The organism is Bifidobacterium avesanii, from assembly GCF_009299475.1.
GTDB lineage: Bacteria > Actinomycetota > Actinomycetes > Actinomycetales > Bifidobacteriaceae > Bifidobacterium > Bifidobacterium avesanii.
Genome location: NZ_WBSN01000003.1, coordinates 143,150 through 165,588, shown reverse-complemented (window position 1 = coordinate 165,588; position 22,439 = coordinate 143,150). Strand labels below are relative to the sequence as shown.

Genomic DNA, 22,439 nt, shown 5'->3' with positions numbered 1-22,439 from the left:
ACGATGGGTTTCGATCTGTTCATGCTGGCCATAGCGATCATCGTGGCCGGACTGCTCACGTGGGCGGTCATCCGCTTCTTCTTCGCCGAGCGCGAGGCGGCGGCCAGCACCGTCGGCGCTGACTCGCAGACCGCCGCCATCACCGTGCGCGGCGGCTATTCGCCGGACGTCATCGAACTCAAGGCCGGCCTGCCGACCACATTGGTGTTCGACCGTCAGGAGACGGGCGAATGCACGTCCCATGTGGTGTTCGTGGACTTGGGGCTGGACGCCGCGCTGCCCGGCAACGCGAAGACCTCCGTGGAGCTGCCCGCGCTGCCCGCCGGAGAATACCCGTTCGCCTGCGGCATGAACATGGTCCACGGCCTGCTCAAGGTAACCGGCGATGCGACGGAACAGTCCAACGCCGTCACGCCCGCGGGCGCAGGGACGCCCCGCGCCGCTTCGGCTCCGGCGAACGCCTTGGAGAACGAGCGGCTCGACGCCGAGGAGCGGCGCGAGGAAATCCGATCCACCACGAGGCTGACGATCATCGCGGCCGTCTTCACCCTCCCGGTGTTCGCCATCGCCATGCTGTCCATGCACGGCAACATGCTGCCCGGTTGGCTCACCACCCCGTGGCTTCAGGCCATTCTCGTCACCCCGGTCATGTTCTACTGCGGCAATCCGATCCACCGCGTCGGGTGGTCGGCCCTGCGCCACCGCAGCCCCGACATGAACTCGCTGGTCACGCTCGGCACCAGCGCCGCATACCTGTACAGTCTGGTCGTCTGCGTGGCGTCCAGCCTCATGCCGTCGGGCTCGCAGGACCCCTACTTCGAATCCGTGGGCGTGGTCATCACGCTGGTGCTGGTCGGCCGACTGCTGGAGGCCAAGGCGCGCGAAGGCACCGGCAAGGCTGTGCAGTCGCTCATCAAGCTCGCGCCGAGATCCGCCCGCCGCATCAACCAGACCGACCTCGACGCCGGCGAGGCCCACTGGAAGCTCCTGAGCACGGGCTCCGACGTGGACATCGACCGCGTCGCGGTGGACGATCTGCTGGTCATCCACCCCGGCGAGCGCATTCCCGCCGACGGCGTCATCGTGGCGGGCTCGGCGCAGGTGGACGAATCGATGATCACCGGCGAGTCGAAGCCGATGGACAAGCGCGAAGGCGACGCCGTGACCGGCGCCACCATGACGCTCAGGGGCGCGTTCGTCATGCGCGTGACCCAGACCGGCGGCGACACCGTGCTGTCGCAGATCATCACGCTAGTGTCCCGCGCGCAGGCCACCAAGGCTCCGGTGCAGCGGCTCGCCGACCGCATCGCGCGCGTCTTCGTGCCCGCGGTGATGATCATCGCGATCTGGACGTTCGCGATCTGGCTGACGGTCGGCCCTCAGCCGAAGCTGGCCCATGCCCTCATCGCGGCCGTGAGCGTGCTCATCATCGCCTGCCCGTGCGCGCTGGGACTGGCCACGCCGCTTTCCGTGACCGTCGCCACCGGTCTGGGCGCCACGAACGGCGTGCTCGTCACGTCCGCGCAGGCGCTGGAGCAGGCGCGCCTGATCCGCACGGTCGTGTTCGACAAGACCGGCACCATCACGCGCGGCGTCACCGACGCCGGGTCGTCGCTCGACAAGGCGTCGTACGTCAACGACACCATCAAGGATGGTTCCAAGCAGGCCGTGGCCGCGCTGCGCAATGCGGGCATCCGCACGGTGATGCTCAGCGGCGACCGCGCCGACGTGGCCGAGGGCATCGCGCGCGAGGTCGGCATCGACACCGTCATCGCCCAAGTGCGCCCGGACGGCAAGGCGGACTGGATCGCCAAGCTGCAGGCCGAGCGCGACCGGGACGGCCGGAGCGGCGAACTCATCGCCATGGTGGGCGACGGCATCAACGACGCCCCGGCTCTCGCCAAGGCGGACGTCGGGTTCGCCATCGGCACCGGCACCGACGTGGCCATGCAGTCCGCCGACGTGACGCTCATGAGCGGCGATCTGCGCGGCGTGCTGCGCACCATCAACTTGTCCAACGCCACCATGACCAACATCAAGGAGAACCTGGCCTGGGCGTTCGGCTACAACGTCATCGGCATCCCGCTCGCCGCCGGCATCCTGTACCCGTTCACCGGGTGGCTGCTCAGCCCCATGATCGCCGGACTCGCAATGGCCCTGAGTTCCGTCTGCCTCGTGCTCAACGCGAATCGCCTGCGCTATGCGAGAATCCGCGAGGACGCCGTCGGCACCGCACAATCGCATGAGGGCCACGGTCATTCCGGCGACGCCGATGCGACGAGCGGCACCGGCGCGAACGCCGCCCATGCGCATGACGTGCGGGTCATCATCGACGAGCACACCGAATTCACCCAGCTTGACAGCGCCAACACCGGCGATGCCACCGCAACCAACAAGGAGAACACCATGAACATGCATCACATGCATATGGACCAGCCCGTCCACGGCGAGACCGCCACGGATCCGGTCTGCGGCATGACCGTCGCCGTCAACGCCGACGCGATCACCCGCGAGTACGAGGGCAAGACCTACTACTTCTGCGGCGAGCACTGCGCCACCAATTTCATGAAGGCCCCGCAGGTCTTCCTGAGCTAACCGGTCGAACCGCGACCGCGGCGCACCAGTCGAACCGCTCTAGGCCGACAAGCAACGCCGAGACGGCGGCAGCGGCGCAATGGCGGGCGCGGATCCGCCACCGCCGGCCAAAGCCAATGGTCGGAGCAAACGCTGACCAAGACCGGCAATGGCATAAAAACACTATGGGAACACAATGGGCGGGGTGGGAATGCCGATCATTCGGCATTCCCACCCCGCCCAAGTCATGTTCGGATTTCAGATTATCGACGGCAGGTCGATCCGCGGGGCGCCGACGCAACGCCACCGCCCCGCGACATCACATCATCACTTGCCCGACGCGCCCGCGGCACCCGAAGCACCGGAGCCGTCGCCGGTCCGCCCGGCGCCCTTGTCGTCGCCGTCGGCCTCCACATGGTCCACGGAGACGTCCGGATCGTCGGGGACGATCTTGTCGGACGCCCACGCGGACAGCTCCAGATGGTCGCCGCCGGTCTGGTCGACCAGCACGGTGTCGCCGTCGTGGACCTTGCCGGCCAGCAGCATGCGGGCCAACTGATCGCCGACTTCGGTCTGCACCAGACGACGCAGCGGACGGGCGCCGTACGCCGGGTCGTAGCCGGTGTTGGCGAGCCACTCGCGGGCCGAGTCGGTCACGTCGAGGCTGATGCGACGCTCGGTCAGGCGCGCGGCCACGCCCTTGACCTGAATGTCCACGATGCTGCCCAGCTCCTCGCGGGTGAGCGGGTGGAACATCACGATGTCGTCCAGGCGGTTGAGGAACTCCGGCTTGAAGTTCATGTGCACCGCGTCCATCACGGCCTTCTTCTTGGCGTCCGCGTCCATGTCTTCGTTCACGAGGAACTGCGAACCCAAGTTGGAGGTCATGATGAGGATCGTGTTCTTGAAGTCCACGGTCCGGCCCTGGCCGTCGGTCAGACGACCGTCGTCGAGCACCTGCAGCAGCACGTCGAAGATCTCCGGGTTGGCCTTCTCCACCTCGTCGAACAGCACCACCGAGTACGGGCGACGACGCACGGCCTCGGTCAGCTGACCGCCCTGCTCGTAGCCCACGTAGCCAGGCGCGGCGCCGATCAGGCGGGACACGGACGCCTTCTCCATGTACTCGGACATGTCGATGCGCACCATGGCCCTCTCGTCGTCGAACAGGAAGTCCGCGAGCGCCTTGGCGAGCTCGGTCTTGCCCACGCCGGTGGGGCCGAGGAACAGGAACGAGCCGGTCGGGCGGTTCGGATCGGAGATGCCGGCGCGCGAACGGCGCACGGCGTCGCTCACGGCCTGCACGGCCTCCTTCTGGCCGATCACGCGCTTGCCAAGGTACTCCTCCATGTGCAGGAGCTTCTCGTTCTCGCCCTGCATGAGGCGGCCGACGGGGATGCCGGTCCAGTCGGAGACGATCTCGGCCACGGAATCGGCGTCCACGCGGTCGGGGACCATCGGCTCCGGCTTGGCGGCGCCGTCCTCCACGGACTCGGCGTCCGCGGATTCGGCGGCGGCCAGCTCCTTCTGGATGGCCGGAATGTCGCCGTACAGGATCTTCGACGCCTTGGCGAGATCACCCTCGCGGGTGGCCTTGTCCGCCTCGACGCGCAGGTCGTCCAGCTTGGCGCGCAGGTCGCCGACCTTGTTGTGGCCGGCCTGCTCGGCGTCCCACTTGGCCTTGAGGCCGCCCAGCTTCTCGCGGGTGTCCGCGAGCTCGGCCTGCAGCTTGCCCAGACGCTCCTTGGACGCGGGGTCCTCGGCCTTCTTGAGCTGCATCTCCTCCATTTCGAGGCGCGTCACCTTGCGCTGCAGCTCATCGATCTCCTCGGGCTGCGAGTCGAGCTCCATGCGCAGGTGCGCGGCGGCCTCGTCCACCAGATCGATGGCCTTGTCCGGCAGCTGACGGCCCGAAATGTAGCGGTTCGACAGCGTCGCGGCCGCGACCAGCGCATCGTCGCCGATCGTCACCTTGTGGTGGGCCTCGTAGCGCTGCTTCAGGCCGCGCAGAATCGCGATGGTGTCCTCCACGCTCGGTTCGCCCACGAACACCTGCTGGAAACGACGCTCCAGCGCCGGATCCTTCTCGATGTTCTCGCGGTACTCGTCCAGCGTGGTCGCGCCGATCAGGCGCAGCTCGCCGCGGGCCAGCATGGGCTTGAGCATGTTGCCCGCGTCCATGGAGCCCTCCGCGGCGCCGGCGCCCACGATGGTGTGGATCTCGTCGATGAACGTGATGATTTGCCCGTTGGCGCTCTTGATCTCGTTCAGGACGGCCTTGAGGCGCTCCTCGAACTCGCCGCGGTACTTGGAGCCGGCCACCATGGAGCCGAGGTCCAGCGAAATGAGCTTCTTGCCCTGCAGCGTGGTCGGCACGTCGCCGGCGACGATGCGCTGGGCCAGTCCCTCGACGACGGCGGTCTTGCCGACGCCGGGCTCGCCGATCAGCACCGGGTTGTTCTTGGTGCGGCGGGACAGGATCTGGATGACACGGCGGATCTCCGAATCACGGCCGATCACCGGGTCGAGCTTGCCCTCCTTCGCCTGGGCCGTAAGGTCCGTGGAGTACTTCTCCAGCGCCTTGTAGCTGCCCTCGGCGTCCGGGCTGGTGACCTTCGCGCCGCCGCGCACGCCGGGCACGGCCTTGCGCAGGGCGTCCGCGGTCACGCCGTTCTGCTTGAAGATGTCCGCGCTCTGGTTCGGCGTGGACGCCACGATGCCGATGAGCAGGTGCTCGGTGGACACGTATTCGTCGCCCATCGCCTGCATTTCCTTCTCCGCCTGCGCCAGCGCGGCGGTGAGCTGACGGCTCGCCTGCGGCTGGGAGGTGGTGGAGCCGGACGCGCTCGGCAGGCCGACCAGCGCGTTGCGCACGGCCGCGCCGATGCGCTGCGGATCGCCGCCCGCGGCCTGAATCAGCCCGCGCACCACGCCCTGCTCCTGACGCAGCAGCGCGTCAACGAGATGCAGCGTCTCCACCTGGGCGTTGCCCGCGGCGGAGGCACTCTGGATGGCGTCCCCTATGGCTTCCTGCGCCATCGTCGTGAACTTCTGTTCCATATCGTCCTCCTACGTAGCGCGCCGAAGCCGACCGCCCTCGCGGCCGCGGACCCCGGCGCAATGTCGTTGTCTGATATGGTCAACCGACCTGCCACCCATTCTATTCCCAAAAGTTGAGCCCAACACACTCAAGTTTTGCATTACGTGGGCACGCCAAGCAGCCTTGCCACGCAGCCGCACGAGGCTCCGCCACCCGCTAGCCCAGTTTGCCGAGCGGGTCACGACCGCATTGCGTTACCTGCCGCCCCTGCGTACCTTCCGGATCCTCGTCCTGAACCTTGTACGGCCCGTTCCTGTTCTGCGAATCACGCTGATAATCCTGCACGGTATACGACGGGTCCACAATCCCATGATCAATGAGACACCGCACGGTATAAGGCACCAAATCAAGACGATCGGGATTGCGCACGGCGTTGAAGTAGATGCCCGTCAGCATCGCATACCCGGAGTCCGTCTGGCACCGCTTGTCCGCGGCGGTCAGCGCATTGCCGTCATTCCTCACATCGCCGCCGTCGGCCCTGACGACGACGATGCCGCCGCTGTCGTCGGTTTGCACGGCCTTATAGCCCAGATCGGAGTAGCACTGCTGCATGCGCCGCTTCGCCTCGTTCATTTCGTCGGCGGTGATGGTGTTGTCCGCGATGATCGCGGACAGGAAATCGTTGCCGGTCCGTTTGGCGAGCGCGTCCAAATCGGCCCGATATTGCGCCACGTCCGCTTCGCGGCTGTACGACACGTCCTTTGGCAGCGCGGCGGAGGCACGACCACTTCCATCCGCCGACGACGCACCGGCGCCCGAGCCACACGCCGTCAGCGACACCAGTGGCATCAGCATCGCCAATATGCCCATTACGGCGACAGTTCTTCTCATGGCCGTATCCCTTCAATTGTGACGAGCACCACCGCGAATCCACTCCGCGTCCGCATGCCTCCAGCCTATCCGGCCCGACCGCACGCCGCTCTGCCGCCCCGTCGTCCGAACGGTCGCATCCTATACTGATGCCAAGGGATCATGAACCACAGGGGGTAGGAGACAATGGCGGCACGGCAACGCGGCGTAACCGGAAACATAACCGAAGGCACGGGTCACCATTCACGTTCCGGAACCCCGCTTCGCTTGGGCATCGTGGACAACGATCCTCTGGTGTTGCGCATGCTGGAACGCAACATCAATGGCTCCGGCGCGCCGGTTGAAGTCGCCTGGACCGCGTCGAGCGCCGTCGACGCCCTTTCGCGGCGGACCCCGGACATGGTGCTCACGGACCTCCAGATGCCCGGAGTCGACGGAGCCGAGCTGGCCCGGCGCATGCACGCCGCTTCCCCCGGAATCCCCGTGGTGGGCATTACCGCATTCGCCATTGAACAGCCAACACGCGCCGAACACGATGATTCCTCGCCGTTCGCCGCCGTACTGGACAAGATCATTCCCACGCCCGACCTGCTTGCCGAGCTGGCCCGCATATCCGGCAATGCGTCGATGCTCGCATGGCTGGCGGGCGAAAGCGCGGCCAAGCCGTTGAGCGATCAGGAATTGGAGGTGATGCGCCTCTACACGGACGGTCTCACCAATGAGGCCATCGCGCATCGCATGCATGTGGGGCTGACCACCGTGAAAACCTATGCCCGCCGCGCGTTTGAAAAGCTCGGGACCCACTCGCGCACCGAGGCCGTGATCGCCTGCCTGCGGCGCGGATTGATCTAAAGTCTGCCGAGCGGGTCGCGCCCTTGTCGTTCAAACGGTCGGGGCGATCGGCGCCGGCAATACGGCCGATGCGGTCCAAATGTCGTCCTCGCGGGAGACCGTCAGGCTTCCTCCATACACGGCGAGGCTGTCGCGCAGCAAGGCCAGACCCGTTCCCCCGCTCAGAGACGATTCGCCGTCCCCGACTTCGCCCGCGTCTTCGGCTTCGCCCGCATTCGCACCCGCGCACGCATTGGACGACCACACGCGCACGCCACCCGCATCGTCCGCCACGACGGCGATCGCACACGGACCGGGCACGGCGTACTTGACCATGTTGTTGCCCATTTCATCGACGACGCGGACGATCAGCGCGGCCCGCTCCCCGTCCAGTCCCGACGGATCGCCGCGCACCACGGTTTCGCACGGCAGACCCACGCCGCGCAACCGATCGGCGGCGCGTTCCACATGTCGCCTGATCGTGGCCATGGCATCGCCGGACGCGGCGGTTCCCTCGCTCGGATGCCCGTCGGCGGCCCCAACCGGCGGCCCCTCCTCCACCAGACGGCGCGTCGGCTCGATCACCCCATGCCGCAACGACCCAAGCGCCTGCGTCACGGCCTCTTCGACCCGCGCCGCATACCCCGCGGAATCCGAATCGGCCTCCGCCGACCGCCCGTTTTCCTCCCGCATGCGCCGGCACAGCAGCACCGCATAGGCCAGCGAGCCGGCCACTTCGCCATGCAGCCGGTGCAGCAGGTCCAGCCGCTCACGGTATTGCGCGTTCTCCCGCTCCAACAACGCCCGCCGCGCTTCGGCGCGCTCCTTGCGACGCATCTCCAAGCGCCACATGCGCATGCCGAGCCCCAGCATGCACGCGACAACGAGAAACGGGAGCATGAGCATCATCGAGGGATGGAACGTGGTGATGAGCATCCGGTCGCCCTGCGCCAACGACAGGCACGACAGCACCACGATCGCCGCGACGGCCGGCCACAGCAGTCCGCGCATCGTCAGCACGATCAGGGCATACCACAGTCCCCACATGCTCTGCACCGCCCACGAATCCATGGGCATCATCACCTCGGCGAGCGTCACGACCACGATCGCCGCGCTCGCCGCCACCGGACGCAGCGGCAACGCCAGCAGCGCCAGCGCATACGCCCCGGAAATCGCCATGTCCAGCGGCGACATGACCACGGCGACCGTGCTCCATTCGCTGATCGCCGCCGCCAGACAGATCGCCGCCGCAACGGTGTGCACCACGCCCGCACTCGCGCGCGGACGATTGCGGATGAATGACCAACGTATGTGCATGGGCGCCCCAACTCGTCATCGAACGTCTCCATTGTAGGGCGCACGGACGGCCCGGGGACGGCCTCGGCTCACGCGCACAAATCCGTCAGGCGGTCGCGGAACAGGGCGGTGAAGCGGGACGCGTCCACGTTCAGGGCCACGTGCGCGGTCTTGCGCGGATCGCGCAGGCGGGTCGGGTCGCCGATCGTGCGGCCGCGGAAGCCATGGCCGTTGCCGGTGGCCGTCTCGACCATCATGTTGACGTCGAAGCACGCCACGAGACCCGGGTCGAGCGCCACGGCGACGGCGAGCGGGTCGTGCAGCGGGCTGCCGGCCAGGAAGATCGGGTCGGACGACTCGTTCGCGTTGATGTAGAAGCCGACCATGTCCGCGAGAAACGCGCCGCGCGGCGTGCCGGTCGCCCTCCACGCGGCGGCGTCGGCGCGGGTCATGAGGCACTGGTGGGTCACGTCGAGGCCGATCATGGTCACGTCGCCCACGGCGCGGAACACGCGGTTCGCGGCCTCCGGATCCTGGAAGATATTGGTTTCGCAGATGAGGTCGTAGCAGTTGCCCTCCTGCGTGAGCGAGCCGCCCATGATGACGAGCCGCATGTCCGCGGCGATGTCCGGCGCGGCCTTGATCGCGGCGTCCACGTCGGTGAGCGGTCCGGTGGCGAGGATGGTCACGTCCCGCCCGTGCGCACGCACCTCGTCGACGATGAGCCGCACGCCCTCGGGCACGCCCTCGTCCCGCCACTCGGAGGGACGGTTGGCGCAGGAGGCGTCGCACGCCAGTCCGGACGTGGCAGGCGCGAGGTCATGCCGTTCGCCGCCGAGCGACAGCGCCGCCGGGCGGTCGAGCTCGGCCATGTGTCCCACGACCGTTTCGACGCCGTCCGCGCCGCCGTCCGCCGCACCGGCCACTCCGACCACTCCGACCACTCCGGCTGCATCGGCCGCATCGGCCATGTACCGCGCCGGATCCACGTTGCCCAGCCCGTTGACGCCATGGAACCGCGCGCACCCCTCGTCCACGGCGAATCCGTCGGCCCACGACGGGCACACGCATCCGCGCGGCACGGGAACGCCGGCCGCCCCGAACAGCTCCAGCACCGCCCGGTTGTTGCGCACGGCCGTGGACGCCAGCACGTTGCCATACGTGCCGATCACGCCCGCCAGCTCACACTCCCCCGCGCGCGCCGCCGCAAGCAGATAGCACAGGGCCAGCGTGTCGTCGATGCCCGTGTCCACGTCCAGCACGATTCGCTTCGGCTCGGTCATGTCGTTCCTTTCGCTCATTCGCCCGCCCGCGGCCCCGTGCCCCGCGTCAAGGGCGGCAGGCTGTTTTGCGCACGTGGTCCCATTGTGCCCACGATGTGCCCACATTGTGCCCACGCCGTCACCAGCTCCAAAAAACAATACCAATGCTCCCCGGAAGGCCCAGCAGCCGCGCCGCGCGCACTGACCGGGGGATAAACCGGAAGGACGGCGGGGCGGGCGAATACGACGACGCCGGCGCATGCGCACGAGGAATGCGCACGCGCCGGCGTCGATCGGCTGCGACTGCACCGGTGAAATCACCGGCGGAACCTACTTGGCGAGGAACTCGTTGGTCGAGACGTCGGACACCTTGGGAGCCTGCTTGACCACGTTGTCGTTCGCGTCGGTGAACGCGTCGGCCTCGGCGATGAAGTCGAGGTACTTCTGCACGCCGTCGAAGTCGTTGGTGCCGAGCACGAAGGAGCCGTCCTTGATCTTGGCCTTGTCGCCCCAGTACTGGCCCTCGGTGATCACCTGCATGCTGCGCTTGACGAAGTCGACCTGCAGCGTGGAGTCGCCGGCGTCGTCCACGAGGATCTGCGCGGCCTCGTCCGGGTTGTCGTACGCGTACTCGTATCCCTTCTGCGCGGCCTGGGTGAAGGCGCGGACCGTGTCGGGATCCTCCTTGATCATCTTCTCGGAGGTGATGATGCCGATGCCGTCCGCGTTGCCGGGCACGCCGTAGTCGGGCTCGGTGAAGCAGTTGAGCGCCGGGCCGTACATCTCGGCCTGCACGCCCTCCCACGTGGCGTAGAAGCCGCCGAAGTCGGCCTGACCGGAGGTGAGGGTCTGGAACGTGTTGGTGCCCACGGTCACCTTGTCGAACTCGCCCTTGCCGCCGTCGGCCTGGATCATGCGGCGGATCACGGCGTCGGACTCGTTGGAGCCGAAGGTGGCGAAGGTCTTGCCGTCGAAGTCCTTCGGGGACTTGATCGACGTGTTGGACGCGAGCGCGCACCACACGGCGGACGGCTTCTGCTGCACCTGAAGGGTCTGGATGATGCCAGCGCCCTTGAGGCTGTAGCTCGCGGCGTTGGTCAGGTTGGACAGCGCGAAGTCGGCCTGGCCGGTGGACACGGCGTGCTCGGCGCCGGACTGGCCCACGGCGATGATGTCCACGTCGAGGCCGGCGTCCTTGAAGTAGCCCTTGTTCTTGGCCACGTAGACGCCGATGTGGTTGGTGTCCGGCACCCAGGCGAGCATGAAGGTGACCTTCTTGAGCTCCTTGGACGCGGAGGACGAGGCGTTGCCGGAGGTCTGGGCGGTTGTATTCGCTTCGCCGCCGCACGCGGCCAGCGAGAACGCCATGGCGGCCGCGCCCACGAGCGCGACGAGCTTGCGCATGATCTTCATGATGATTCCCTAATCCATCTCTTGAATCGCCGCGCTCTGGGAGCATTGGAAAAGCACTCACCGGCAGAGCGCGACGGGTAGGGCCGGCGGCGCGAACGTCGAAGTCCCCTCGCGCCCGCTCTCTCCAAGGCGCAGGTTTGCCACACATCGACGTCGCAAAAGCTTATCGATTATACGACCCACCCCGCACACCCGCAACGCAAGGCTCCTATACTCGCCCTCGTGCTGTTTCAATCAGGATCGCTGCTGCTGGTGATCATCGCCACCTACGCGCTCAAGCATCTGCATATCTTCACCGACCGCGACTACCGGGTCGCGCAGGGACTCGTCTTCAACCTCACGCTGCCGTGCGCGATCGTGATGAGCTTCGCCACCAACGAGCACGACATGTCCATGCTGTGGATCGTGCTGTTCGGCTTCGTGTGCGCCATCATCCCCATGTTCGTCGTGTTCCTCGGCTCGCGCGGCGACGAAACCCGCTACCGCGCCTACCAGATCCTCAACGCGTCGGGCCTCAATCTGGGCGCGTTCTGCCTGCCCGTCGCGCAGACGCTCATCGGGCCGGCGGCCGGCCTTCCCGTGGTCATGATGGACATCGGCAACGCCATGGTGGCCACCGCCCTCGCGCTGACGCTCACCAAGAGCCTGCTGCACATGGGCGACGCGGCGCAGTCCCTGCCGCTCGGGCTCAAGATCCGCAGCGTGGCGCGCGACTTCCTGAGCTCCACCTCGTTCGACACGTACATGCTCATGCTCGTGCTCATGGTGGCGCACGTGACGATCCCGCACTGGATCGTCTCGCTCGTCACGCCGTTCGCCAACGCCAACGCGTTCATGACCATGGCGATGATCGGCCTCATGATGGAGATCCCGTCCGAGCGCAAGGACCGCATGGAGCTCATGAAGGTGATCGCGTGGCGCGCGCTGTTCGCCGTGCTCATCGGCGCGGCGGGCTGGACGCTGCTGCCGTTCGACCGGCACATCCGCGGCATCATGCTGCTGTGCGCGGCCAGCCCGGTGACCATCTTCTCGACCAAGTTCACCGACTCGCTCACCGGCAACCCGAAGCTCGCCGGCTTCAGCCTCACCGTCACCGGCGTGCTCGGGCTCGTCGCCATGACGGCCATTCACGCCGTCGTGAGCATGTAGGGCCTTTCAGACCCGTCATTACGGTCCTTGGCGGACCGCTGACCGCCCGGCCGAGCCTACGGATAGCCCACCGACCGAACTATCCGCTTGACGGCTCAGCCCTTGACCACCACGTTGCGCAGGCTGCCGATGCCCTCGATGTGCACCACGGGCTCGTCGCCGGGCGCGAGGTGGCCGGACGCGTTGGGCGTGCCGGTCATGATCACGTCGCCGGGCAGCAGCGTGGAGAAGCTCGAGATCGCGGCGATCTGCTGCGGGATCGAGTGGATGAGGTTCGCGGTGGTGCCGGACGCCTCGGGCACGTCCTCGCCGTTGAGGGAGAACGAGATCTTCGCGTCCGACCAGTCCAACTCGGTCTGGATCCACGGGCCGAGCGGGCAGGAGGTGTCGAAGCCCTTGGCGCGCGTCCACATCGGGTCCTTGCCCTGCAGGTCGCGCAGGGTCACGTCGTTCACGCACGTGTAGCCGAGCACGTAGTCCATGGCCTCCAGCTCGGACACGTTCTTGGCCATGCGCCCGATCACCACGGCCACCTCCGGCTCGAAGTTCATGTCGTTCGAGCACGGCGGAATCACGATCGGGTCGTCGGGGCCGATCACGGAGGTGCTCGGCTTGGTGAAGATCCACATGTCCTCCGGGGCGTGCGCCACGTCGGAGTGGCCGGCCTCGTGCATGAACTGCGCGTGGGCCTCGTAGTTCTTGGCCAGGCCGAAGATCTTGGACGGGATCACGGGCGCGAGCAGACGGATGCCGTCCGCGTCCAGGGCGTAGCGCTGGCCGGTGGGCTTGACCGCGCCGGCGCCGAGCGGGTAGCCGTCGAGCTCGACGAGATAGTCCTTGCCGTCGTTCTGGTCCTGCTGGACGAAGGCGTAACGAGGGGTGCCATTGAGCGAAAAACGTGCGATTCTCATGGCTGCCAGTCTACTCGCCCGCCCGCACCTCGCCGGTTTCGCGGCCTATCCGCGGAGTGTGCGGCACTTTTTACCTCGTGATATGGGTGCCGCACGGAACGAAGATGGATGTCCGCGGCATCCGAAAAGTGCCGCACACCATGCGAACAGTCGGCATATGCCGCGACCGAACACGGCGCGACGCTCAGATGAACGCGCGCGGGCCGAAGATCGCGGTGCCGACGCGCACGATCGTGGAGCCCTCGTCGATCGCGAGCGCCATGTCGTTGGTCATGCCCATCGACAGCTCGCGGCATTCCGCGGTGCCCGGCTCGCCGGAGGCCAGAACCGCGTCGCGCGTCTCGCGCAAATGGGCGAATCCGCGGCGGATCGTCGCCTCGTCGTCCACGTGGGCGCCGATCGTCATCAGGCCCTCCAGGCGCAGACCCTCCAGCGCGCCGATCCGCGCCGCCAAGTCCCGCGCGGCCGCCGGATCGCACCCGGACTTCGACTCCTCGCCCGACTCGTTGACCTCGAGCAGCACGCCGACCGTGACTCCGCGGGCCGCCGCGCGCCGGGCGATCTTCTGCGCGAGCTCGAACGAGTCCACCGACTCGATGGTCGTGACGGACGGCAGCACCTTGTTGATCTTGTTGGACTGGAGCTGGCCGATGAGGTGGAACGGCAGCGGGGTCAGCGGGGATTGCGCGCCGGTCTGGCCGCTCCCGGACGCGACGATCGCCCCCAGCGCGAAGCCGCGCTCGGCGCACAGCCGCGCCAGCCCGGCGGACTTGACCTCCACCTCCTGCGGGCGGTTCTCGCCGATCATGCGCACGCCGGCGTCGATCGCGGCCATGATCTCGCCCACGTCGCGCGTCTTGGTCGCGGCGAGCAGGCGGACCTCCCCGGCCGCGCGGCCGCTCGCCGACTCCGCCTCGGCGATGCCGTCGAGCACGCGGTGCACGCCGTCCGCGATCTGCCGCGCGCGTGCGTCGTCGATGGTCTCGTTGGCCAGATCCTTGTGATCCATGTACGCGGTCATGCCACTCCCCTCGTTGCCGTCCATCCGTTTTCCTCGCCCATGAGTGTAGTCGCATGGGCGCCCGGAACACAGGTCATCGCATGGGCGGAACTGGTGACGCCCCGGAACGGTCATGCATGATGCGGCGGTTCCAGGGCGGCCGGCTGGTCCGGCATGACGCGGTCGGCAAGACCGGGACGGCCCGCGTGGCCGGCGCGCCCGGCATCATCGGAGCGCAGACCCTCCCAGCCGCCGGCGGCCACGAACGCATCCAATGCCTCCGCGGCGGTCATGGGCGCCGGCTCCGGCTGCGGGCCGCCCAACCCCAGCAGCCACGCGCAGTAGCCGACCACCTGCTCCGGCCTCACCCCCCGCGAGCGCAGGAATCCCAAGTCCATCGAATGCTCGCGTTTGGCCATGCGTCGGCCCTGCGCGTTGTCGATCAGCGGCAGGTGCGCGAACGACGGGCGCGGCGCGGGCGGGACCTGCGGAACGCGCGACTCGTATGGAGCGCGCGAGCCCGCGTCCTGCATAAGATCGCGGATGTACAGCTGCAACGCCGTGGAGCGCAGCAGGTCGCGCCCGCGCACGATGTCCGTCACACCCATGTCGAGGTCGTCCACGGTCACCGCGAGCTGGTAGGCGAACAGGCCGTCCGAGCGGCGGATCACCGTGTCGCCCACGTCGCGGGCGAGGTCGTAGCGCTGCGGGCCGAACAGGCGGTCGTCGAAGGTCACCGTTGCGGACAGGGACGGGATTCCCTCTTCCGGCACGGCGACGCGCCACGAATGCTGCTCCCCCGCCTCGACGCACCGGCGCACCTCGTCCGGGTCGGTCTCGATCAGGCGGCGGCACGTGCCCGGGTAGACCACGAACCCGTCGCCCTCGTTCGGGGCGGACGCGGCGCGGATGTCCGCGCGCGAGCAGAAGCACGGGTAGACGAGCCCGCGGTCGCACAGATCCCCGAACACCTGCTCGTAGCGGTCGAGCCGCGCGGACTGGTAGACGGGCTCGCCGTCCCAGTCGAGGCCGAGCCACGCCAGATCGTCCATAATCCAACGGTCGGCATCCTTCACCACGCGGGGACGGTCGATGTCCTCGATGCGCAGCACCATGCGCGAACCGGCGCCGGACGCCCGTCCCGCCGCCCGCGCGGACAGCCACGCCGCGAGCATGGCGTACGCGTTGCCCACGTGCATGCGGCCCGACGGCGTGGGCGCGAACCGGCCGACCGTCTTCCCGGGCGCTCCGGGCCTCCCATTCGTTTCGCTCATACCCGCCACCCTACCGCGCCGGCATGCCCTGTTATCCACCGCGACGCGAGTTGTCCACTTATCCACCGATGCGTCGGCCCGGCTTGCGAGCGCGGGAACGCCGTCCATACCGTGAAGCCATGAACGCCGATTTCAGCAGCATCCTCCTCACCACGCTCGCCAAGCGCCGCGAGGAAACCATCGCGCGATGCCTCGAGGCCGCGTCGCGCACCTCCCAGCGCCTCGTCTTCAGCCATTCGACGGCGCTGCTGCTGCTCGGCGCCGAACTGCCCGACCGCATCGCCCGCGACGCCCGCGAGGAGCTGCACGTGTGCGTCTCGCGTCAGGAGCAGCGACAGCCCCTGCTCACCGTCGCGCCACACGTTTGGAGCGGCGTCGCGGATGTCCAAATTCCGTACAATGGCTTGATGTGCGTGGGGCCATGCGTGGCATGGGCTCAAATCTCTCCCCAGCTGACGTTGGAGGAACTTGTGGTTCTCGGCGACGCATTGATGCGCAGGAATCCCAAACTGCGTCTGGCGGCGGCATCCGACTTCGACAACATGCTCGTCGGGCCGGGCAAATTCCCATCCAAACGAAAGTGCAAGCTGGCGATGCGGCTCATGCGCGAATCCACCGACTCGTCCCGGGAGACCCTGACTCGTCTGCTCATCATGCGGTACGGGCTGCCCTGCCCTCAGGTCAACTACGGCATTCCCGCAGGCAGCGGCGGCATGCTGCATTTCGACATGGCGTATCCGAATTTGAAGATCGCCATCGAATACCAAGGTTCCCAGCATGACACGGACGTGCACCAAGCACGGCTGGATCGCGGAAGGCGCGATTTTTTGCGCACCCGTGGATGGGTCTGGCTGGAGCCCGACAATCGCATTTTCATCGATCAGTCTCAATGCGAGGAATTCATCGAGAATCTGGCCATGCTGCTCAGCGACAGGCTGAAGGTCGTCCTGACGCCGTCTCCTCTCATGACGCTATATCAAACGGCGGATGCACGCAGGTCCCACAACCGGCGCAATGCCCAATTACCGGTGTAAAGCCGAACCTTGTTACGGAACGACAGCGGTATTTTCGATTCGTGTGGTGGTTTTGAGTCATTATCCCGGATATCGGCAGGATCATTCCGCCGTTATTGCAATGCCCATATCCAAGCATGTGCCGGAAAACCACCACACGAATCGAAAATCGGTTTTCCGACGTGCGCTTCGCCGTCAAAGGAGGCAAGGAATAAGCAGTTTTCGGCGCCAAACTCTTCAAAAGAGAGCTACTCCATCTGCAGGACGCCAACCTCTGCCGCGGCGCACGCCCAGCTCGGGCGACACTAAGCCACAAGCAGGGCCATCCATCGACCCGCCGCCTCAAACCGCCTCAAACCGCCAAATTAAAACAAAAACGGGGCGGGGCAACGCCGCGGCACATGCCGCAACGCCACCCCGCCCCGCAGAGGCGAGCCGAAAAGCCCGAACGAAAAACTCAGGCGAAGAACTGGAACATCCACGCGCCCACGATGGCGCCGGCGATGGGGGCCACCACCGGGATCCACGCCTCGCCCCAGCGGGAGTCGCCCTTGTGCGGGATGGGCAGGATCTGGTGCAGCAGTCGCGGCATGAGGTCGCGGGCCGGGTTCAGGCCGGGGCCGGTCGGGCCGCCCATGGAGGTCACCAGACCCCACACGATGAAGCCGACCACGATGGACGCGGCGGCCGGGTCGGCCTTGCCCCACGGCAGCACGAGGCAGCACAGCGCGCCCACCACGAGCACCAGGGTGCCGAAGAACTCGTTGAGGAAGTAGTTGACCTTGTCGTTGTGCGCGTCGGTGGTGCAGAAAGAGCCCAGGATGGCCTCGGCCTCCTCGGTCTCCTTGTAGTGCGGGTAGTAGGTGATGTACACCACGAGCTGGCCCACGAGCGCGCCGAGCAGCTGCGCGACGATGTACGGCAGCACCTCGGACCACGGGAACATGCCGTTGACGGCCTGCGCGATGGTCATGGCCGGGTTGATGTGCGCGCCGGAGACCGCGCCGAACATGAGGACCGGGAACATGACGCCGAAGCCGTAGCCCATGGCGATGTTCAGCCAGCCGGCGTGGTGGCCCTTGGTGTTCTTGAGCTCGACGTTGGCCACGGAGCCGTTGCCGAAGATCATGAGGATGGCCGTGCCGAGGAATTCGGCGGCCAGCTTGGTCATGAGGCTGTATTCCATTGCTTCTCTCTCTTTGTCGCTGGAAGGTTCCTCGCGTCCGCGCGAGCGACCGGCCGTGCGGGCAACAAAAAACCCGGCGTGCGATTTCTCGCAACGCCGGGTGAGGAAGTGCCCCCGCAGGGATTCGAACCCTGGACACGCTGATTAAGAGTCAGCTGCTCTAACCAACTGAGCTACAGGGGCGTTGGTCATTTCTTGAGCCGAGTGATAAATATACTCAGATTCGCGCGAAATGCAAATTCCGCGACACGCCGATGTTTTTCAACGTTTTTGAGACCCCGGTTTTTGCCCAGAAATCGCCGCGGAGACGAATTTGACCTCCGAATCACCCAAAATCGGGCGGTTCGGAGGCCAAATTCATGCCGCTTCGGCGTGTCGCGGATTGCCCGTGCCGGCAGTCAGGCGGCAGCCGGGCAGCTCAGCCGGGCCGAAAGGCTCAGACGATCTTCGGCATCGGCGTGGTGAGCGACGTCGTCAGGTTCACGTGCACCAGCCCGGCGCCCGCGTGCACCTCGACCTTCTTCAGGGTCACGGTGCGCTCGCCCTCCGGCGCGCGGTCGTTGTCGGTCATGGTGGCCGGCGACTTCACGGCCACCACGGCGAGGTCGTCGAGCGAGACGCCCACGCCCTTGCACAGCGCGGCGGCCTCGGCCAGCGAATCGGTGAAGCCGGGCTTGAGCAGCACGCGCTCGGACGGCACGCCGTACGCGTTCTGCGCGATCCAGCGGACCTTCTCGAGCAGGTTCATGCCCTTGCGGCTGTGGAACTGCGGCGCGGACTGCGCGGAGTCGAGCGCGGCCACGAAGCCGTCGAGCTGCGGGGCCAGCGCGTCGCCGCCGTCGCGGAACAGGTTGCCGATGATCGGGTCGCGGAACTCGAGCTCCTTCGCGGTGGCGCGCAGGGCCTCGACCTGATCGTCCTCGCCCTCCCACAGGTTGACGAGCGGGAAGGTGGGGATGTCGAAGTTCTCGAGGCGCTGGACGTGGAACGGGTAGCGCCAGGCGAGCTCCGGGTCGTCGCGCCACGTGGAGGCGCGGGTCACGACGATCGCGGCGGCGGGCCACTGCGCGCCGAACTCGCGGGCGGCGATGTCGAGCCACTTCTGCGCGCCGGCGTCGGCGCCGTAGCCGGCCTCGACGATCACCACGTCGTGCAGCGCGCACGCCATCTCAACGCTCACGAGCGTCGGGATGCCGATGGACACGTTGGCGAACGGACCGCCGTGCACGTACACCGGCGAGCCGTTCACGGTCTCGGTGACGGCCGGCTTGACCGCGTCGCCGAGGATGCCGGTGATGCGCCACAGGTCCACGAACTCGCCGAACGTGACGGGCTTGCCGTCCTTGGTGCCGGCGATCATGGCGGCCACGCGCCGGCCGATCTCGTCCATGGAGCGCGACAGGCACACGATCTGCATGAGCTCGGAGGTCGGCGTGAGCACGACCTTCTCCGCCACATTGCCCTTGCCGTAGTCCACGGCGATGGAGCGCAGCGAGCGGGACGGCACCTCGGAGACGCGCGGCACGAGGACGGTGTCGATGCGGCCCTCGTCCACGGCCTTCTCCGCGAAGGAGACGAGCAGGTTCTGCGCGGCGGCGATGGCGGCCATCTCGCCGGTCAGGCCCCAGTCGATGATCTCGGGGTGGGTGAGCGACGCCTTGCCGCCGCCGGACGCGCCGCCCTTGGAGCCGGCCGCGGTGATGCCCATGCTCGGCTGGCGCAGCACGGCGGCCGCGTCGATGCCGCGCTTGTTGAGCGCGTCGATCAGGGCGATCGTGGTGGTGGTCTTGCCCTCGCCGCGGCTCGCCTTGAGCGGGGTGTCGGCGGTGACGAGCACGACCTTGCCGTGCTTGCGCGGCGCCTCGGGGTTGGCCTTGAGCCAGTCGAGGTAGCCGAACGCGTCGATCTTGCCGACGAGGCCGTACTGGGTGGTGAAGTCCTGGATGGTGGTCATGTGGCTTGGATTTCCTTTCGTTCGTCGTCCGGGAAACGGATCGGATAAGCGGAGCGGATATGCGGATCGGATCAGAAGTCGGACATGTGGAAGCCGTTGCGCATCTCCATGCTGCGCGTGTACAGCACGGAGTCGAGGAGCTTGTCGGTCTCCTCCTTGAGCTGGTCGGCCATGGTCTGGTTGGCGGCGGCGAGGATGCCGCGCACCTCCGGGTTGCGCGTGGCGGCCACGATCTCGTCCGGTTCCATCGGCTCCACGTCGCCGTCCGCGTTGTCCGCCTCGAACTCGGCGTCCACGGCGTCAAGGCGGGCGACCTGCTCGTCGGTGGCGGCCACGAGGCGGTGGCCCATCGCGCCGGTCTTCTCCTGATAGCGCTCGACGGCGTTGGAGGTGGAGCGGAACGCGCCGTCGCACAGGGCGGCGATCACGCGGTTGGCCCAGTAGAAGTTCTCGGTGGTGACGCGCGTGGTGGTGTCCTCGAGGTACTTCGGGGTCCCGTCCACGTTCGGGAAGAACGGCACGAGCGTGTTGAACGGGTTGGAGCCGTACGCCATCCACTGGATCGCGCGGCTGGCCTGCGGGCGGTAGGGGCGGATCTGCATCACGGCGAGCTGGCTCTGGCGGTTGATGCCGATCGGGCGGAACATGTGGCGGGTGCACTCGTCGCCGAGCTGGCCGTACGGGTCGTACGGGGTGCCCTGATAGTGGGAGCTCAGCACGTACTTGATGTCCTCGATGGTGATCTTGCGCTCCGGCTGGCGGGCCCACGGGATGTCGTCGCTCATGGGCTTGTGGTCGGCGTCGGGGCCGTCCCACACCTCGTCGTAGGGGTTGAGGAAGCGCTGCATGACCCACGCGCGCGGCGTGTTGTACACATGGTCGGAGTCGGAGTGGGAGCCGAACGCGTCGCGCGGGTTGAACGGCGTGGTGGACTCGACGGCGAGGTCGAGGTGGTTGGCCTCGATGAACTCGGCGAGGTCGGCGGAGCACATGTGCTCCTCCTGGTCGCCCAGCGCGTCCTCGAGGTCGAACTCGTCGATGCCCAGCTGGTTCGGCATGGTCACGTAGGCCTCGTCCGGCACGCGCTTGGCGATCCAGTGGTGGCCGCCCACGGTCTCGAGCCACCAGATCTCCTCGGAGTCGGAGAAGGCGACGCCGTTCATCTCGTAGGTGCCGTGCTCCTCGAGCAGCGCGCCCAGACGGGCCACGCCCTCGCGCGCGGTCTTCACATACGGCAGCACGATGGTGAGGAAGTCCTCCTCACCGATGCCGCCGGGGATCTCCGGCTGGTCGCCCTTGGCGGGCACGAGCTCGACGAACGGGTCGGCGCCGAGCACGCGCTCGTTGGTGGTGAGGGTCTCGGTGGCGCTCATGGCCACGTTGGCCTCGTTGACGCCGGCCTCGCCCCAGATGCCCTCCTTGAGGTCCGCGTTGGGCACGGCGGTGTACTGCAGCGGGTCGTCCGGCAGGTCGAGCTCCACATGGGAGATGACGGAGCGGTAGTGGCGCGGCTGCTCGTCGGGCTTGACGACGATGAAGCGCTTGGGGTTGAACTCGCCGTTGGAGGAATCCTCGTTGCGGGCGATGATGGTGGAGCCGTCGTAGCTCGCGTCTTTGCCGACCAGAATGGTGGTGCAGGCCATGATGCTGTGTGTTTCCTTTCTTGGTTGATCGGTGAAATGATCGGTGAAATGAAGTATGGATGGGTGACGGGCTGGATGCCCGACCGCTTGGCTGCCCGGCTGTTCCGCTGTCCGCCTTGTCCGACTTGCCCGGCTACCCGGCGGATTGCCGGGCGGAACATGGGAGGACGTCGGGCGATCGCCGGACGGGCGTCAGCCGACGCGCGTCACGCCCTGCCGGTCAGGAAGATGCCGTCCGCGTCCGGGCTCTCGCCGGAGTCACGCAGCGCGTGGAGCATCTCGTTGAGCCAGAAGCCCTGATTGAGGCCAGGCAGCGGCTTGGCGGTCGCCCACACCTGCAGGTAGTACTCGTGGTCCTTGTCCGGCGGCTGCGGGCCGTTGTAGCGCATGGTCACGGCCGGGTCCGCGTTGCGGCCCAGGAACTTGGAGGCGGACGAGTTGCGGCCCTGCACGGCCTCGGGGATCATGGAGGGCATCTGGCGGGAGAAGTCCGGCGGGATGGCGAGCGCGTGCGAGTCGTTGAAGTCGTACATGAGCGCGTCGATGGGCAGGTTGGCCACCGACCAGTGGATCCATTCGAAGCCGCACACGGGGATCGAATCGGGGTCCACGAACTCCCAGTGCAGATAGTGCGCGTCGGGCCTGAGCTCGTCGAGGTAGAACGGGAAGGACACCACCGGGATGCCGTCGACGCGGTACTCGGGCGCGGCGGCCTTCGCAAAGTCGTCGGGAATCACCGTGAAATCAGCTGAAATCCTCATGCGACCAGTATAGGAGCCGGGCAAGTCCGGGCAACGGCGGCGGCGCGGACGGCGGGAGCGCGGCGGAAACGCGACGGGAGCACAGCGGAAAGCGGTGCGGCGGAAAGCGCGCTTCTCTCTTTCCCGTGTCCCGATCCGCATCCTTTCCCGAGTTCGGATGCGGATTGGGACACAGGAAGGCTCTCTTTTGTCTCGCAACGCCACCATTGCCGGAATCGGATGCGATCCCGGACACGGCAGGCCCGCCATGCGTCCCGATCCG

At 67.2% G+C, this 22,439-nt stretch carries 16 protein-coding genes and 1 tRNA gene; 4 read left to right on the top strand and 13 right to left on the bottom strand.

The features are described from left to right. Window positions 1-3: 3 nt before the first annotated feature. Window positions 4-2,595: an HAD-IC family P-type ATPase gene (locus tag DSM100685_RS03025; RefSeq protein ID WP_152349877.1), complete on the top strand. Its 2,592-nt coding sequence runs from the start codon at window positions 4-6 to the stop codon at window positions 2,593-2,595. A 306-nt stretch (window positions 2,596-2,901) separates the two neighbouring features. Here the strand turns inward: DSM100685_RS03025 and clpB are convergent, their stop codons facing one another. Beyond that, window positions 2,902-5,634 carry an ATP-dependent chaperone ClpB gene (gene clpB / locus DSM100685_RS03020; protein WP_163200791.1) on the bottom strand — a complete coding sequence of 911 codons (2,733 nt, stop codon included), beginning with the start codon at window positions 5,632-5,634 and terminating at the stop codon, window positions 2,902-2,904. A gap of 196 nt (window positions 5,635-5,830) precedes the next feature. Beyond that, window positions 5,831-6,505 (bottom strand): hypothetical protein, encoded by a 675-nt coding sequence (locus DSM100685_RS03015; protein WP_152349876.1) that lies wholly within the window; start codon window positions 6,503-6,505, stop codon window positions 5,831-5,833. Window positions 6,506-6,760: 255 nt separating this feature from the next. On the opposite strand from DSM100685_RS03015, the gene DSM100685_RS03010 reads away from it, so the two are divergent. Continuing rightward, window positions 6,761-7,336, top strand: a complete 576-nt coding sequence (locus tag DSM100685_RS03010; protein ID WP_240811878.1) for a response regulator transcription factor — start codon at window positions 6,761-6,763, stop codon at window positions 7,334-7,336. A 30-nt stretch (window positions 7,337-7,366) separates the two neighbouring features. Here the strand turns inward: DSM100685_RS03010 and DSM100685_RS03005 are convergent, their stop codons facing one another. The 3 genes from DSM100685_RS03005 to DSM100685_RS02995 all read right to left on the bottom strand — a co-directional run bounded on the left by DSM100685_RS03005 (window position 7,367) and on the right by DSM100685_RS02995 (window position 11,286). Then, entirely contained in the window at window positions 7,367-8,509 is a 1,143-nt protein-coding gene (locus DSM100685_RS03005; RefSeq protein WP_152349874.1) for a sensor histidine kinase, read from the bottom strand. A gap of 191 nt (window positions 8,510-8,700) precedes the next feature. Continuing rightward, window positions 8,701-9,894, bottom strand: a complete 1,194-nt coding sequence (locus DSM100685_RS03000) for a nucleoside hydrolase (protein WP_152349873.1) — start codon at window positions 9,892-9,894, stop codon at window positions 8,701-8,703. A gap of 309 nt (window positions 9,895-10,203) precedes the next feature. Continuing rightward, window positions 10,204-11,286 carry an ABC transporter substrate-binding protein gene (locus tag DSM100685_RS02995; RefSeq protein WP_152349872.1) on the bottom strand — a complete coding sequence of 361 codons (1,083 nt, stop codon included), beginning with the start codon at window positions 11,284-11,286 and terminating at the stop codon, window positions 10,204-10,206. A gap of 222 nt (window positions 11,287-11,508) precedes the next feature. On the opposite strand from DSM100685_RS02995, the gene DSM100685_RS02990 reads away from it, so the two are divergent. Then, window positions 11,509-12,435 carry an AEC family transporter gene (locus DSM100685_RS02990; protein ID WP_152349871.1) on the top strand — a complete coding sequence of 309 codons (927 nt, stop codon included), beginning with the start codon at window positions 11,509-11,511 and terminating at the stop codon, window positions 12,433-12,435. Between the two features lie 95 nt (window positions 12,436-12,530). Here DSM100685_RS02990 and DSM100685_RS02985 read toward each other — a convergent pair whose 3' ends face one another. From DSM100685_RS02985 to gluQRS, 3 genes are all read right to left on the bottom strand, one after another. Next, window positions 12,531-13,346, bottom strand: coding sequence for a fumarylacetoacetate hydrolase family protein (locus DSM100685_RS02985; RefSeq protein WP_152349870.1), 816 nt, complete (start codon window positions 13,344-13,346; stop codon window positions 12,531-12,533). A 184-nt stretch (window positions 13,347-13,530) separates the two neighbouring features. Further along, window positions 13,531-14,367: a YggS family pyridoxal phosphate-dependent enzyme gene (locus tag DSM100685_RS02980; RefSeq protein WP_152349869.1), complete on the bottom strand. Its 837-nt coding sequence runs from the start codon at window positions 14,365-14,367 to the stop codon at window positions 13,531-13,533. A 110-nt stretch (window positions 14,368-14,477) separates the two neighbouring features. Beyond that, complete coding sequence (gene gluQRS, locus DSM100685_RS02975) at window positions 14,478-15,620, bottom strand: tRNA glutamyl-Q(34) synthetase GluQRS (protein WP_152349868.1); 1,143 nt, start codon at window positions 15,618-15,620, stop codon at window positions 14,478-14,480. Between the two features lie 119 nt (window positions 15,621-15,739). Here gluQRS and DSM100685_RS02970 point away from each other — a divergent pair, with 119 nt between their 5' ends. Next, window positions 15,740-16,654 carry a hypothetical protein gene (locus DSM100685_RS02970; RefSeq protein WP_152349867.1) on the top strand — a complete coding sequence of 305 codons (915 nt, stop codon included), beginning with the start codon at window positions 15,740-15,742 and terminating at the stop codon, window positions 16,652-16,654. A 436-nt stretch (window positions 16,655-17,090) separates the two neighbouring features. Here DSM100685_RS02970 and DSM100685_RS02965 read toward each other — a convergent pair whose 3' ends face one another. From DSM100685_RS02965 to DSM100685_RS02945, 5 genes are all read right to left on the bottom strand, one after another. Beyond that, window positions 17,091-17,819, bottom strand: a complete 729-nt coding sequence (locus tag DSM100685_RS02965) for an MIP/aquaporin family protein (protein WP_152349866.1) — start codon at window positions 17,817-17,819, stop codon at window positions 17,091-17,093. 109 nt (window positions 17,820-17,928) lie between these two features. Beyond that, a tRNA-Lys gene (locus tag DSM100685_RS02960) sits at window positions 17,929-18,002 on the bottom strand. A gap of 253 nt (window positions 18,003-18,255) precedes the next feature. Then, the gene (locus DSM100685_RS02955; RefSeq protein ID WP_152349865.1) at window positions 18,256-19,773 is read right to left on the bottom strand and encodes a formate--tetrahydrofolate ligase; all 1,518 of its coding nucleotides are present in this window, start codon (window positions 19,771-19,773) and stop codon (window positions 18,256-18,258) included. Window positions 19,774-19,844: 71 nt separating this feature from the next. Continuing rightward, a complete protein-coding gene (locus tag DSM100685_RS02950; RefSeq protein ID WP_152349864.1) occupies window positions 19,845-21,416 on the bottom strand; it encodes a C69 family dipeptidase in 1,572 nt (523 codons plus the stop codon). Window positions 21,417-21,622: 206 nt separating this feature from the next. Next, window positions 21,623-22,177 (bottom strand): YbhB/YbcL family Raf kinase inhibitor-like protein, encoded by a 555-nt coding sequence (locus DSM100685_RS02945; RefSeq protein WP_152349863.1) that lies wholly within the window; start codon window positions 22,175-22,177, stop codon window positions 21,623-21,625. Between the last annotated feature and the right edge of the window lie 262 nt (window positions 22,178-22,439).

Bases quoted from the DNA above. Each gene is read 5' to 3' on its own strand.
- DSM100685_RS03025 (WP_152349877.1), top strand. From the start codon at position 4: ATGGGTTTCGATCTGTTCATGCTGGCCATAGCGATCATCGTGGCCGGA.
- clpB (WP_163200791.1), bottom strand. From the start codon at position 5,634: ATGGAACAGAAGTTCACGACGATGGCGCAGGAAGCCATAGGGGACGCC.
- DSM100685_RS03015 (WP_152349876.1), bottom strand. From the start codon at position 6,505: ATGAGAAGAACTGTCGCCGTAATGGGCATATTGGCGATGCTGATGCCA.
- DSM100685_RS03005 (WP_152349874.1), bottom strand. From the start codon at position 8,509: ATGTCGCCGCTGGACATGGCGATTTCCGGGGCGTATGCGCTGGCGCTG.
- DSM100685_RS03000 (WP_152349873.1), bottom strand. From the start codon at position 9,894: ATGACCGAGCCGAAGCGAATCGTGCTGGACGTGGACACGGGCATCGAC.
- DSM100685_RS02995 (WP_152349872.1), bottom strand. From the start codon at position 11,286: ATGAAGATCATGCGCAAGCTCGTCGCGCTCGTGGGCGCGGCCGCCATG.
- DSM100685_RS02985 (WP_152349870.1), bottom strand. From the start codon at position 13,346: ATGAGAATCGCACGTTTTTCGCTCAATGGCACCCCTCGTTACGCCTTC.
- DSM100685_RS02980 (WP_152349869.1), bottom strand. From the start codon at position 14,367: ATGACCGCGTACATGGATCACAAGGATCTGGCCAACGAGACCATCGAC.
- gluQRS (WP_152349868.1), bottom strand. From the start codon at position 15,620: ATGAGCGAAACGAATGGGAGGCCCGGAGCGCCCGGGAAGACGGTCGGC.
- DSM100685_RS02970 (WP_152349867.1), top strand. From the start codon at position 15,740: ATGAACGCCGATTTCAGCAGCATCCTCCTCACCACGCTCGCCAAGCGC.
- DSM100685_RS02965 (WP_152349866.1), bottom strand. From the start codon at position 17,819: ATGGAATACAGCCTCATGACCAAGCTGGCCGCCGAATTCCTCGGCACG.
- DSM100685_RS02955 (WP_152349865.1), bottom strand. From the start codon at position 19,773: ATGACCACCATCCAGGACTTCACCACCCAGTACGGCCTCGTCGGCAAG.
- DSM100685_RS02950 (WP_152349864.1), bottom strand. From the start codon at position 21,416: ATGGCCTGCACCACCATTCTGGTCGGCAAAGACGCGAGCTACGACGGC.
- DSM100685_RS02945 (WP_152349863.1), bottom strand. From the start codon at position 22,177: ATGAGGATTTCAGCTGATTTCACGGTGATTCCCGACGACTTTGCGAAG.